This is a genomic window from Rhodoblastus sphagnicola (assembly GCF_002937075.1).
In the GTDB taxonomy this organism is placed as follows: domain Bacteria; phylum Pseudomonadota; class Alphaproteobacteria; order Rhizobiales; family Beijerinckiaceae; genus Rhodoblastus; species Rhodoblastus sphagnicola.
Map to the genome: position 1 here is coordinate 1 of NZ_NHSJ01000045.1, position 12,434 is coordinate 12,434.

Below are 12,434 nucleotides of genomic sequence, written 5' to 3' on the forward strand. Positions count from 1 at the left end.
GAGCCGCCGCCGTCTACACACTGGTCGAAACCTGCAAGCTCAACGATATTGACCCGCAGGCTTGGCTCGCCGATCTCCTCGCGCGCCTGCCGGATCATCCCGCCAAACAGATCGACGACCTGTTGCCCTGGAAGTGGAGAGAGCGCCAGCTCGCCGCCACTGTCGCCGCCTGATCGCTGAAGTGGTCAAATCCGAGGCTGCCTGCGGCGCCGGTCGGATGCGTACGTTGGATGAGCCCTTGTTCTTGATCCGTGCCGGCTCAAGAACAGATGAACGATCCGCATCGTGGCGGATTCTCGTCGGGCTCTGTTTGAGGGAAGGAGTTTTAACCACGCGCCTGCCTCGCGCCCGGCGGAAACCGGGCGGTGAACGGCCTGTTCTCGGCCGCTCGCACGAGCAGACGTGGGGCAGTGCGACTTGCCGCCTGTCAACGCACCATGCGGACAGACACGGCCTCCCACGAAATGCCTGGCGCTCCGGGATCAGGCATGTGCCCGCGAGCGCCAATTTCCCCTCTGAACCAAAGCGTCGTGCCTATTTTGAACTTGTGGCTCGACACGAACGCGCCAGTAACAGTGTAGCCGCGACAACCCGCCTTTCCAGGCATTGCCCTGAGTTTGCCAAACTTCGGCACGCCTAGCGGATTGTTTCCATGAACGAAATATCCCATGCACACGAGCTTCAGGTCAACGGGAATGACGATCAAAGTGTTTCCGTTGCGGAAAGTTGGCCAGCCGATCCCGTGGACATGCAGCAAATCGATGCGCCTGCGGGGGTGAGGACGAATGACCGGTGTTGGGCGAACGTCATGCTGGCCAATGGGCCGTTGAGCCATTCGGCCCATGGCCGCCGCCGCAAGCCGGCCGGCGCTTCTTGGCTCGATAGCACATGGTGTCCTCAAGCCAACATTGGCTCGGCCAGCGAGGGATTGCTATATGAATCCGATTTTTGATCTCGCTTCCGTAGGCGTGACGGCGATGTCGAGCGCCGCCTTGATGTCGTCGACCGAGATCGCGGACGAATCTCTTCCAGCGGCGAAGCCGCAGGCGAAGTGCAAACTCTTTCGCATCGTCCGCGGCGATTGGTGCGCCAGTAGCTCGAAGGCCCCGGCCGGCAGTCGCGGCGTGATTCCAGGTCGATCCCGTAGGAACTTCGCGAAAAGTTCTTCCGCGATACGGCGTCCTTCCGCTAGGCTCGGTCGCCCGATCGTGACTACGACGCAGCGATCGACGACCGTGGCAGGCAACGTGGCGATCGTATTGGACGTGGCGATCCACATGACGTGGTCGGCGCGCATGCCGTCCTTGAAGTGCCTCTTAGGTCTGAGCGTTGAGACTTAGCACTAAAACTATCGTGGAAAGCTCACTTTTAGGCATCTTGCCTTGACATGCGCCCTTTGTGTTCTTCTAATGTTCATGGTCGCTCTCGTTCGCGGCTGTGCGGCCGCTCGCGTTGTTTGGCAAGTAAAAGGTTTTTGTGGTGGCGCGAAACTGATCGTGCCACCACGATTTCCTGTTCCCTAAAGCCCCCTGCTTTGCCGAGGGATATTTACTCGCAGTTCGAGCTCAGCGCGGGGGACACTCAACTGTTGGCTCGAAATCGATTTATTGGTTTTTTTTGAGTCTTTTATGGCCGCCATTGCAGGGGCTCCTGTGGGTTGCCCGTGCGATTGGGCGATATGATTGATTTTTGACGATAAACGGCGCCCTCAGATGAATCCAATCCGACGAGGCTCAGGCTCCGCGCCCGCCCCAACCATAGCTTCGGCAGCCTCCAGATCAATGACATTCAGCGCGGTCGCATCCCGGGCTGCGGCGTATCCGGCGGCGACATGAAGAATCCGCCTGACATGACGTGGCGAGTGCCGGGCCAGTACGTCAAGAATCGCTCGGGTAGGGTGGCCGGCAATGCCCGGCCTGGCCGCAGCGAAATTGCGAAAAAGGCCTTCTGCGATGGCGCGACCCTCTGCGAGACTCGGTCGATCAATGGTCACAACCAGACAGCGATCCAGCACCGCCGGGGGGATGTTTTCGATCGAATTCGCCGTCGCAACGAAAAAAATATGGTCCGCTCGCATTGTCAGACGCAGATACCCATCACGGAATCGCCGCGCGCTTTCCGCCTCGAAAAGGACGTGGAACAAGTCTAAAGGACGTTCAGAATGCGCGTAGCGTGGTGCTTTCTCGATTTCGTCTAGGACAATGATCGGGCATGCCCACGGCTCGTCAAGGAGTGTTCTGGCAATGACGCCAGGGCGGGCGGCTTTCCAGGACATTGTGTGGCCCCCGATGTCACCCACATCATCTAACATGGTCATCTCGATCGGCACGAACGCGGTGCCGATGGCGATAGCTAATCGCTTTGCAACATACGTCTTTCCGACACCTGGAGGCCCAAGCAGTAAGAGCGGGGGCATGGTCATCGGGGAGCCGGTGCGCCGCGACGACATCGCCTCGCGAATGAAAAGCTTGACTAGAGGGCCGAGATTCGGAGCCGCCTCGCCGAGGCGCTGGAGGTCCCCGATCATTCCATCATCGCCCACCAATAGGGATCGCTCCGGTCCGATGAACGACGTTGCAATGTCTTTCAAATGCGCCAGACGCTTCGCTTCTTCTGACGCGGCAGCGCCAAACTCCGTGCTGCCTGCGGCGGTTTCGGCTGCGCGGATAAGCGCGGATAACTCATTTTCGTCATAGAGCGTCACCGTCGGCCGGATGCGCGTTGCTGTTTTTGTGATCTTTGAAGGTCGTTTTGCAGGGTTCATGTTTTTGGGGTTTCCTTATTTATTATCGGCTCCCCAAGCAGAGTCCTATTGCCCTAGCCGTCGTGCAAAAACCCGCACCTAACCCCTCCCATTGGCGTTCCTTCCTCCATTTTTCGCCTTTGCTTGCGAAACAGTCCTGAGCATCGCCTCGACCCCTTCAACGCTGTTGCGCATCACCCCTCTGGGATCGACCTCATTGAAAAGCGCAAGCCTCTCTGCCTTGGAGACTTTCATCGACCACCTTTCGACGTCTCGAGTCATGTCGGCGCCCATGGCTCGGCAAACCCTGGTCAGCAGGCTCATAGCGGCAGGGTGGTGGCGGTTGTGATTGAGCAATAGAAAAGCCGCGGCCAAGGGCCGTTTCTCTCGGCTCAATGTGCTCGAATATGCGGCAGCGAGCAGCCGTTCGTTGTGATCCGGCGGAAGTGGCTTGATCGACGGTTTCGATGGATACGGCGGCGCCGATCCAATCTCGGCCTTGATGGTCGCCTCGATGCCGGGCATGGCCGTTCGCGGCGGCGCCATCGGGGGGGCCGTGAGTTTTTGGTTGGCCTCACGCGCCTTGGGATTTTGAAGCTCGGACATTTCTTCGATCGCGCGCGCCAGAACGGCCTCAAAATCGACATGGCCGCCTTTGGCAGAAGCCGCGCCTTTGACGGTTTCGATGACGGCAGGCGGGGTAACCGGATCCCGCGATCTGGCCGACGCTGTTTCGGTCATGGTGGCGACTGCGGTTGTTACGGACAACGGCGTCGTCACGGTTGGCGTCAAGCCCTTTATGGTGTCCGGCGATGGCGCCATCGCGGGGGGGGCCGTGACCTTCGGGTTGGCGTCACGAGCCTTGGGATTTTGAAGCTCGGACATTTCTCGAATCGCGCATGCCAGAGCAGCCTCAAGATCGACATAACCGGCTTTGGCAGATGCGGCGCCTTTAGCGGTTTCGATGACGGCAGTCGGCGCAACCGATCTGGCCAACGCTGTTTCGGTCATGGCGGCGACCGCCGTTGTGACGGGCAACGGCGTCTTCACGGCTGACTCCAAACCCTTGAGGATAGTGTCCAGCGATGGCGCCGCACGTTTCGCCCATTGCCGCAACTGGATAGCCGCGCGACGTCGGTGAATGGCGTTGAAAGTTTCCGGTCTGAAGGTAACCGAGGCCGATGTCGGCGCAACGGGCGGCGTCTCTGCCGTCGACGACGACTCTTTGAGGACAGCGCGCGGCAAAGACGACGCGCGCTCCGCCCCTTGCAGCAACAACGGGGCTATCGCGTGATCAGGGCGGACGGCGTCGATGGGCTCGGATTGGCCGGCAATCGCGCCAATATCAGGTCGTTCTGAGTTTGGATGCGGTCCACCTGCGCCTGGATTCCGTTGAGTTTCTTGCAGACCAGGTTCAAGATTTCCATCAAGGATTCGAGCGGATCTTCGCCCTTGGACGGCGCCGTCTTCATGAGGGCCAAAACCTCCTCCGACGATTTCGCAGCGCGATAGGCGTTGCGGTCCGCCGCCGCGCTGTTCTTGTCGGCATTCCGCGCCGCGGTGAGGATCCTGGGGAGTTCGTCGTTCGGTGGATTTTGCGTCGACATTGATTTGCTCCTTATAAGCAACCCCATTTTTTGGGATTTGATCACGCTGCTTTTCTTCGTCAGATTTCGTGTTCAGCTCGTTCCTGGTTGAGGACATGACAAGCGGATTAGCGCCCTTGGAATTTGTCATCTCCGCCGACATGGTCGCGACGGCCGGAGTTGAAGGAATTGCCGGCTCGGTTAACGAGGCGACGGATGGCGGCGCCGCTTGCCCATTCGTGCGCCGGTCGGCGACATCCTCACGATGGCGATCAAGCTCTTGGGCCTTGAACTCGATCCAGCGCGGCACGGTCGCCCGGCGCATCTGGGCATTTTGGTTGATTTTGGCAAAGGTCTGACTGCGCTCGGCGCGAAGCTGTTCCAATTTATGATCGACGATCAGATCGGCCGTCACGTTGATAAACCGGGCGACTTCCGATCTGCGGCCGAGGACGAGGTTGACCAACCGGCGGCGCAATCTTCCGGTGGTGATGATTTTGTCAAGCCGCTCGGCATATGTCGCCTTTATTTCGCCGATCGCCTTGCTTCGCTCGGTAGCAATATCGGAATTCGTTTTCCGAGCGGCCTTGAGTGCGTCCTCGAATCGCGCAAACGCGGCGGCAGCATCGAACCGATCGGACAGGGCCGGCTCGACGGCCGCCTTTTCTGCGCACGGCGAGGATGCGCCCTTGGCGTAAGGCGACTTGCGAATCTTTGGCGGAATAACGGTGAGCAATCCCTCCGGTGGCGGGCCCAATGCCGGAAACTTTTTGCCGTCGATCTTGCCGCCGCCATTAACAAGGCCCGGCCCACTGAGTTTTTCGTCCGACGTCAGGCTCAATTTCGAGAGCGCCTCGCGCCGGTCGGGATTGGTTGTGTCGACGACCAGCAGGCCCGCTTCTAGGCGCTGTGATCGTCCCTTCGTTTTTCCGTTAATATAAAGTGAGAAGCCGCGCGTGGCGAAGAGCCCGATCAGCGCGCGCCAATCCGCCGCCATGCGGGCGGCAACCAGTTCCTCACGAAAGCTATTGTCCGCATTGAGTTGCTCGCTGATCGCCATGGCGCCGGTTTGGGCCGCATAACCTCGAAATTCTTGTGTTTTTGCGGGCGGGAGGATTCCGTCGCGAACGACGATGGCGGGACCGAACACGGCAGAGTCGAGCGTATTGAAACGGCCTGGAATGATCGAAAAGCCGAGTTCTCTCGCCACGGTCGCGGCGGCGCGCTCGACATATGCGAAATTCCAGGAGTCCAGGGATCGCGCCGTGCGCCCATCGGGACCGATCTTGCAGACTTCTACATGGACCTCGTAGTGCGACGCGACCGTAGGAAATCTAGAGTGATTGACGGCGACGGCTTTGTGTTCGCTGAGCCCCAGCGTTTCAAGGAAACGCCTGACCGCCTCGCCCATCGTCTCGCGCGTCGGAGACTCATCGGCTCGAAAGGCAAGAATCAGATGGGCGACGGGCTTTTTTACTCGGTGTGATTTTCGCGCCTCCGCCCGCAGTTCGGCGACGGCGGAGTCGAGGCTGGCGATATTGAAGAGCGTGAAGTCGGCGGGGTCGAGATCGCGGCGCGCGGCGACGAGGTAATTGTGCAACCCGGCAAAATCATCGCCAAAAATCGCCCGCGCAATCATCCGTCACCCTGCCGATTTAGAAATTTCAACGGCGATGGCGGAAAGTAAATCAGCGGCCTGGATCAGTTTTGCACGGTCCTGTTCCAACGCCGCGGCGTCCACGCCGCATTCCCGTTTGATCGCCAATGCGAACAGACCGCCCAAGGTGCGTTGCTGCGATGCGATCCGGCCCATCTCGCAAAGCAGCGCGTCGCGCTGACGATGGACGTCAGCGTCGATGAAATGATCGGCGCGGCGGTTGGGATCGCAATAGGACTCAATCGCACGAATGATGACCTCGGTCTTCGAGATGACCGCAGACGTCGATAGGCCGATTTTTTTTTGCTTCTCGGCAAGAAGGTTCACGTGGTGCTCGGGGAGCCGCACTGTCGTCATGATTGTCGTTCTCGACATCCTCTTTTCTCCGATAGCGAGCGGCAGCGAGCGAAGGCATTGCCCGGTAAGGCCAGCCGGTCTTGTATTACAAGACCATTGCTGGCTAAGTAACCGATGTTTTTTTGACGCCATTCTTATTTCATAATACAAGCGTATCCGCAATACGAATTGCACGAATACGCTATAACTTTTTTATATACACTTGACGCGATAATCATCGGCGCCTCATGATCATAGACAACAGGCGATACACGCCTGCATTTCATAAGGATCGCCGTAATGGCCCGGAAAAATACAGCCTCGTCCGTCGCAATCGATGTCGAAAAATTCAAACAGGCTGTGGCCGCACTTGAAAAATTAACTCCAAGCCGCTTCTCTTTAACCCGTCTGCCTCCGTTCTATCTCGAAGCTTTAACGCCGCGATTCCGCGAAGGGTTCTTCGATGAAGAGATCATCGCGATCATGGAAAAGCACCAAGTCGGCGATGAACATGATTTGCAGGAACTCGTGCAGACGCTTCGGGCGATATTCGAGGCCGCCGAAGCGGCTTCAAAGAAACGGGGCGATCAGGCGCCTGCCTCCGCAGCGGGCCAGGCCAAAGCCGACCTCGTCGGCGCCGGCGCCGACGCCGGCGCGACGGCGCTTTCCGGAAAGCGCGCCAAATCGCAAAAGGTGGCCGCGGCATTGTCGCCGGCCGCAAAAGGGCAGGGTTCGGCGCTATCCAATTTGCCTGAGCGGCCGAGCTCCCAGTCGGGCGACCATCCCGTCGACGCAGCCGAAGCGAATGCTGGGGCAGCCGTCTCGATCGACGTGACGACTGGGGTGTCAGCCCCGGAGGAGAGCGAAGAAGAGCTTTTCAAGATCGGAAGCGGCTCTTAAGAAGTCGGCAGAAACCGGCGGCGATTTCGAATGCCGTAGGATCATCGCATCGCCATTAATCGCCGACGGCGCGCCCGTGGGGTTTGATCCCGAAAGCAAAGAAAATGGACGCGGGGTCGCCCGCGTCCATACTCTTTTATGGTGCCAGATCCACGCGCCAAACGGTCAGCCCGCTTTCCGAATCTTGGCTGCGTGAGGATATTGGGTCGCGACGGTGCGGATTCGGGCGATGCGTTGGACATATTGCTCAAGTTGACGGGCCATGCTCGGTTGCGCACGGCGAATCATTTCCGTCACGGCCTGCAGCGCCGTCGGCGCCGGCATCCAGGCCGCATCATTATCCGCGAGAATTCGATCACATTGCCACGCGTGCATCTCCGCGCGTTCGACATCGGTCAGCAAGTCCGGCCTTTCAGCGTAAATGAGCCGAAGGCCAAACACCCGCAGCCGGTCGTCGCCAATCTGATCCAGGACAAGCCGACGATCCTCCCATCGCGTCTCATGAAACGTCTCGCATAAGACCTCGTCCGCAGGGTCTATGAAACGGCCATAGATTTGCTCTGCCGGTGCAGCAGAAGCTGGCGATTTGGCGAAATGACGATCCATTGCGCGCGCAATCCGGGCCTGAAATGTACGATCCTCACGTATGGTTTTTGCACGCTCGGCGAGGGTATTGGCGCTAATCGTCACCCTGGGTTCACCTGGAAAAACGCCAACCGGGGACAGAATTGGGGCCGAACCGAGCTTGATCGTGCGCAGGATGCGAGGCGAGGCAGAGAAAGCGCCAACCAATTCGGCATCGGTCAACCGACGGATTGAATCAGGATCATGGGCGAGATCGAAAACACAAAGCGCGTTCGAATTGGACGGCGCGGTGACGACGGGGGCCACGATCCGCGAGATCACTCGGCCTGCGTGAACCGCTGAAAATCGAAGAATTTCGTGACTTCGGATCAGGCTCAGAAGCGCCTTTTTGTTTGAGTTGCGCAGTGTCGCTGCGTAGACGTCCGGCGCGCGATCCGCCATGACGGCCATCAGCCCGCGCATGGCTTCGACATCGTGGAGGGCGTCATGAGCTGATTCCTCCGGGAACGCGACGCCATTTGCGCGCGCCAACGGCCCGAGTCGGAACGTGGGCTTCCCGTTGAGATCCGGGATCGTCAGCCGACCCGGCGCCAGGATGGCGCAGGCCTGCGCCATGGTCATCGAGTCGATGCGCTGATTTCCATGGGACTGGGTCAGGAAGGGTCGATGGAGCGTCTGAAAAAGCGCCTGCCGCAGCATTCGTTCGTCGAACTGAAATCCATTATGGGCGCAAAAAATCGCTGGCGACCAGGCATTGAATGTCTGCTGAGCGGCGCGAACGAGAGCGTAATGCGAGTGATCGCCGCCATTGCGAATAGTGGCATCGACACCAGTAGCCAGCATTGCTTCGGGGTTTGAAATCACGTGCGGCAGGCGGCGGCAGCGTAGTTCCAGCCGATCGAGGACATTAAGATGTTCATCGGTCAGCAGAGCGCCGAGCTGGAAAATCTGGTCATAATGAGCGCTAGTTCCTGACGTTTCAACGTCATAGAGGACATAATTCGTCGTTTCAGTTTTCATGGGATTTTTCCTGCCAAAGGGCAAACCCCAGTCCGAAAATGATCTAAAAACGCTTGGCTCCGTCTATTCCGCGCTTGATCGCCCTCCTGACGCCTTCACTTCGCCGCCGTCCTGCAAGGCAAAGATTTGCGAGGCATGGGATTGCTATGAATCGGATATCGATCGCACGACGCGGATCAGGCGCCGGAATTCATCATCTCCGTCTGCGCGCTTCCAGCGATTGATGAAGCGGCAAACGATCTGCAGATTTCCCGGTTCATAGTGGCCGGCGCTGTCGATCCGATCGAGCGAGCAGAGCATTTCAACGTCGTCGTGGTCTCCGTCGAATTGGAGGGCAAGGCCAGTGATTGCGCAAAGTCCCTCCTGCAGTTCGAGCAAGTCGAGCAGATATTTTTCTAAATCCTGCTGCGAGGCGAAGCCCATGTCCTTGTTCTTGACGGTATGAAGGGCCTTCTGCCCGTTGGCGCCAGCGACCGTTCCCATCGCGGTCATCGCCATGCGGGCAGCGGATCGCTGTCGGGCGTTGAAGATTGTCGCAACGCCCTTCTTCCCCTTCGCCTTTTCGATTTTCGCCTTCCATTCGGGGCGAGAATGCCAGGGGCTAAGATCGTCTCCGTTGATCAATGCGGCGGCATATTCAGCATAATCGTCGCGGAGTTGCTGCAGCGTTCCCTCGGTGAACAGAAATTCGCACGCCTTTGGATGAAGCGCGTTCCAGTCGAGTCTGTTTCCCGATCGGTTCCTGTTTGACCACGGTTCGGAGGGCTTGTGGCAGACGATGACGTCGCGCTTCTCGCCCACTGTTTCGTGCTTCGGTTCGAACGTCGGCGTGCTCGAACGCGACGTGGTCCACCAGAGCTGATCCTTTTCGCGATGAATCCATAAATCGCCATCGGTTTCGGCGATGATGGTCATCAGGTTGAACCAGCGCGACGCCACCGCCTTGGTTGGAGTGATGCCCGCCGCCGTCTTGCCTTTCATTTGCAAGTCGATATAGGCGTCGCGGTCACCAGCGGCCCAGAGCTTCTGAAGATCCACACGGTTCATGGTCGCGATCGTTCCGCGCTGCAGGCAAACCGGCCATTCGTAATTCTCACGGCCGAAATTGGCGATAAACACTTTCATCGTGGCTCATCCCTCCTTTGATCTGGTTTCTTAAAAAAGCGCCTCAGGCGGCGTGCATCGCGGCGCGGACGCCGGCCTCCGCCATTTTGCGCTTCATGCCGGACGGCGTGGCCATGTCGCCGGCCATCCATTTGGGATGGTGTCCGTTCAGACCGGAGGGATGGCTGACGTGAACGAAAATGGCGCCGCCGGCGCGATAGCTGACGTCATTTATGTCGGCGTATGTTGATCCGTGGATCGAGCGGATCAACTTCTTGCAGCTCTTGATGTAGCCGTCCGTCGTGCCGAGCATCAGGACGAGCCGGACGCTGGATGGAAGATTGGTCAGATAGGTTTCGGCGCAGCCCCTCGTGACGCTGGCGATTTCCTCCGAAAAGGCTTTCGGCATGACCGCGCCCGTGCACTCCAGCCGGCCGTCGTCATTGCTGCGCGCCAGGCTGCACCGCACCAGCGACCCGAAGGCGAAGTCCTTTTCATCTGCGCGCATCGTCGGATCGATGGCATGTCCGCGTTGTAGCAGGCCAAGGGCCTGCAGCATTTCGGTCAGGCGCGGACGCATCCCCTTGAACGGTACGTTCTCGAACTTTCCGGTCTTGTAAGCGCCGGCCTGGGTAAAGCCCTTCGAAAAGCCCAACACCAGAATTCTTGGCGCCGCCGAGCCCCATGCGCCGGGATCATTGACTGCCTGCCAACGGCCGATGGTCAGGGTTTCATCCGTCGACGCGCCAAAACAGCGGCGGCAGGCGATCGGCCCATGGGCGGGAAAGGTCGCAATCGTGGAAAGCAGGCTCATGTCAAAATCCTCCTTATATTACTTGCGCTTGAAGCGACGTCGGCGATGGGCGACCGTAATCAGCGAGCCCTCATCGCTGACGATGGCGTAGACGCCGAGCCATTTCTCGATGCCGGCGATGGATCGGCCGCCGTGGGCGCGGGTCATCCGGTCGCGCGCAGCCCGGTTGAAGAAAAGCGTGTCGGCGCCGCGACTGCGCTCGACCGCGCCATACTGGTCGAGCAGATTGACGATGACCGGCGGAATGCCGCGTTGTTGAAGGCGGCGCTGGGCGTGGTGCGTGATTGTCATTTCCATTCAGGCGTCTCCTCCGTCGTTCGTCGCTAGGCCAAGTTCGGCCAGCGTCTTGCGCTGCCAGGAGACGCCGCTGACGATTCCCCAATTGCCAAGAGCGTTCGGCCGGCGCCATTGCGGGGTCGGCATTTTGGAGAGCCGGTCGAGAGCGGATCGATAATCTTCCACTTTCACCTCGGAGCCCTTCTTTCCGATCGTGTAGCCATGCGCGCGGCGGCAGGTCTTGGGGTCGAAAAGGTTGCCGTCCTTGGTGGCGGGAACGAAGATCACGTCGTCGAGGTCGTCGCTTTCTTCCTCGACGCGCTCGAAAAGCTCATTGGCTTCGGCCATGTGCCAGATGGACGAACGAAAATCCGAACGGGCTTCCAGCCAGCGCTTGGCGTCCGCTGACGGAATCTTGCCGTCAGCGTCGAGATTCAGCACCGCGACCCCGCTGCCGGGCGCTAGGAGGTTCTTGACGCTCTTAAGGCTGAGTTTCGATAGTTCCGCCAACTGCGCGGGGGTCACACCATGTCCGGCGTCGATTGCGAAACGCGCCTCTGCGGCGAGGACGGTGTTCCCGATGAATTGATTGGAACCCCATCCTGCGGGAATTGCGTCGATCAAGGCACGGCCCTTGGCCACCAAAAACCCAATCCTCTCGATCAACTCTTTTTCCGCGACCTGCTTGTCGACAAGGTAAGAGTCTGGGCGCAGTCCCCAGAAACCATAGGCGTTCAGTTCGGTCATCAATTGCGTCGACTTGAGATTGCAGTCGTTGAAATGGGTCGACCAGAGCTGACGCCAATCGTCGCCGGCAAACTCTTCCGGGACGTCATTGCCGCTCAGAGCGCAATACAAGGCGACCATGATGGTCTCGACCGTTTGGCGATCGATAAGTAGCCGCTCCAGCCACTCGCCCGTGGCGATGACGAGGCTGACCAGGTCTTCGCCCTCGCAGTCCGTGTAGCTCTGGCTGAATTCTTCGTGGCGCTCCTGATAATTGTTTTCCAACGCTCGCTCCTATCCTGTTAAGGACAGGACGCCGGATGTCCCGCCGCCCCGCTTATGCCTGATGCTTGAAATAGGAATTTGCGCTCCAAATGGCAAGCAACAAAAATGCTATGGGACAATCTTCGTCCCGTCCTTGCTCGCCCGAGTAACTCGGAGAATTTCGATAAGCGGAGGGCCAAAGGCCTACAAAATGCGAATAAGACTGCCGGAGTTCGTGTTTTGTGCTACCGTGGTTCTTCGACGGGTTAAGGGCGGTGCCGTAGGAAATGCTCATGCTCATTACTCACGTCAGATGTCAGCAGCCGACTGGATTCGTAAGAATATGTGGACTGACGTTTTTCGATTTTTCTTGACTTAAAAATAATTATCCAAATTCTTTAAATAAAGCTAAGGCGTATATTA

General features: G+C 58.7%; 12 protein-coding genes. 3 read left to right on the forward strand and 9 right to left on the reverse strand.

The window, feature by feature from the left end:
- Both CCR94_RS07185 and CCR94_RS24455 read left to right on the forward strand, forming a co-directional pair.
- A partial coding sequence (locus CCR94_RS07185; RefSeq protein ID WP_146089881.1) for a transposase domain-containing protein occupies window positions 1–173 on the forward strand: 173 nt, incomplete at its 5' end.
- Between the two features lie 479 nt (window positions 174–652).
- Entirely contained in the window at window positions 653–952 is a 300-nt protein-coding gene (locus CCR94_RS24455; protein WP_146089882.1) for a hypothetical protein, read from the forward strand.
- Here the strand turns inward: CCR94_RS24455 and CCR94_RS07190 are convergent.
- The 4 genes from CCR94_RS07190 to CCR94_RS07205 all read right to left on the reverse strand — a co-directional run bounded on the left by CCR94_RS07190 (window position 932) and on the right by CCR94_RS07205 (window position 6,313).
- Entirely contained in the window at window positions 932–1,297 is a 366-nt protein-coding gene (locus tag CCR94_RS07190) for a hypothetical protein (RefSeq protein WP_104507203.1), read from the reverse strand. The genes CCR94_RS24455 and CCR94_RS07190 overlap by 21 nt on opposite strands.
- Window positions 1,298–1,708: 411 nt before the next feature.
- On the reverse strand, window positions 1,709–2,764 hold the full coding sequence (locus tag CCR94_RS07195) for an AAA family ATPase (protein ID WP_104507204.1): 1,056 nt from the start codon (window positions 2,762–2,764) through the stop codon (window positions 1,709–1,711).
- A gap of 78 nt (window positions 2,765–2,842) precedes the next feature.
- Entirely contained in the window at window positions 2,843–5,968 is a 3,126-nt protein-coding gene (locus CCR94_RS07200; protein ID WP_104507205.1) for a relaxase/mobilization nuclease domain-containing protein, read from the reverse strand.
- A 3-nt stretch (window positions 5,969–5,971) separates the two neighbouring features.
- A complete protein-coding gene (locus CCR94_RS07205; protein ID WP_146089883.1) occupies window positions 5,972–6,313 on the reverse strand; it encodes a hypothetical protein in 342 nt (113 codons plus the stop codon).
- 309 nt (window positions 6,314–6,622) lie between these two features.
- Here CCR94_RS07205 and CCR94_RS07210 point away from each other — a divergent pair, with 309 nt between their 5' ends.
- On the forward strand, window positions 6,623–7,222 hold the full coding sequence (locus CCR94_RS07210; RefSeq protein ID WP_104507207.1) for a hypothetical protein: 600 nt from the start codon (window positions 6,623–6,625) through the stop codon (window positions 7,220–7,222).
- A 165-nt stretch (window positions 7,223–7,387) separates the two neighbouring features.
- On the opposite strand, the gene CCR94_RS07215 is transcribed toward CCR94_RS07210, so the two are convergent.
- From CCR94_RS07215 to CCR94_RS25630, 5 genes are all read right to left on the reverse strand, one after another.
- The gene (locus CCR94_RS07215) at window positions 7,388–8,827 is read right to left on the reverse strand and encodes an exonuclease domain-containing protein (RefSeq protein ID WP_104507208.1); all 1,440 of its coding nucleotides are present in this window, start codon (window positions 8,825–8,827) and stop codon (window positions 7,388–7,390) included.
- A 144-nt stretch (window positions 8,828–8,971) separates the two neighbouring features.
- Window positions 8,972–9,952 carry a hypothetical protein gene (locus CCR94_RS07220; RefSeq protein WP_104507209.1) on the reverse strand — a complete coding sequence of 327 codons (981 nt, stop codon included), beginning with the start codon at window positions 9,950–9,952 and terminating at the stop codon, window positions 8,972–8,974.
- 43 nt (window positions 9,953–9,995) lie between these two features.
- On the reverse strand, window positions 9,996–10,745 hold the full coding sequence (locus CCR94_RS07225; protein ID WP_104507210.1) for a hypothetical protein: 750 nt from the start codon (window positions 10,743–10,745) through the stop codon (window positions 9,996–9,998).
- Window positions 10,746–10,763: 18 nt separating this feature from the next.
- Window positions 10,764–11,042 carry a hypothetical protein gene (locus tag CCR94_RS07230; protein ID WP_104507211.1) on the reverse strand — a complete coding sequence of 93 codons (279 nt, stop codon included), beginning with the start codon at window positions 11,040–11,042 and terminating at the stop codon, window positions 10,764–10,766.
- Entirely contained in the window at window positions 11,043–12,032 is a 990-nt protein-coding gene (locus CCR94_RS25630) for a hypothetical protein (RefSeq protein ID WP_206605792.1), read from the reverse strand.
- Window positions 12,033–12,434: the final 402 nt, after the last annotated feature.

Coding starts and splice junctions, on each gene's coding strand:
- CCR94_RS07215 (WP_104507208.1), bottom strand. CDS start 8,827: ATGAAAACTGAAACGACGAATTATGTCCTCTATGACGTTGAAACGTCA.
- CCR94_RS07230 (WP_104507211.1), bottom strand. CDS start 11,042: ATGGAAATGACAATCACGCACCACGCCCAGCGCCGCCTTCAACAACGC.
- CCR94_RS07190 (WP_104507203.1), bottom strand. CDS start 1,297: ATGCGCGCCGACCACGTCATGTGGATCGCCACGTCCAATACGATCGCC.
- CCR94_RS07200 (WP_104507205.1), bottom strand. CDS start 5,968: ATGATTGCGCGGGCGATTTTTGGCGATGATTTTGCCGGGTTGCACAAT.
- CCR94_RS07220 (WP_104507209.1), bottom strand. CDS start 9,952: ATGAAAGTGTTTATCGCCAATTTCGGCCGTGAGAATTACGAATGGCCG.
- CCR94_RS24455 (WP_146089882.1), top strand. CDS start 653: ATGAACGAAATATCCCATGCACACGAGCTTCAGGTCAACGGGAATGAC.
- CCR94_RS07195 (WP_104507204.1), bottom strand. CDS start 2,764: ATGAACCCTGCAAAACGACCTTCAAAGATCACAAAAACAGCAACGCGC.
- CCR94_RS07210 (WP_104507207.1), top strand. CDS start 6,623: ATGGCCCGGAAAAATACAGCCTCGTCCGTCGCAATCGATGTCGAAAAA.
- CCR94_RS07225 (WP_104507210.1), bottom strand. CDS start 10,745: ATGAGCCTGCTTTCCACGATTGCGACCTTTCCCGCCCATGGGCCGATC.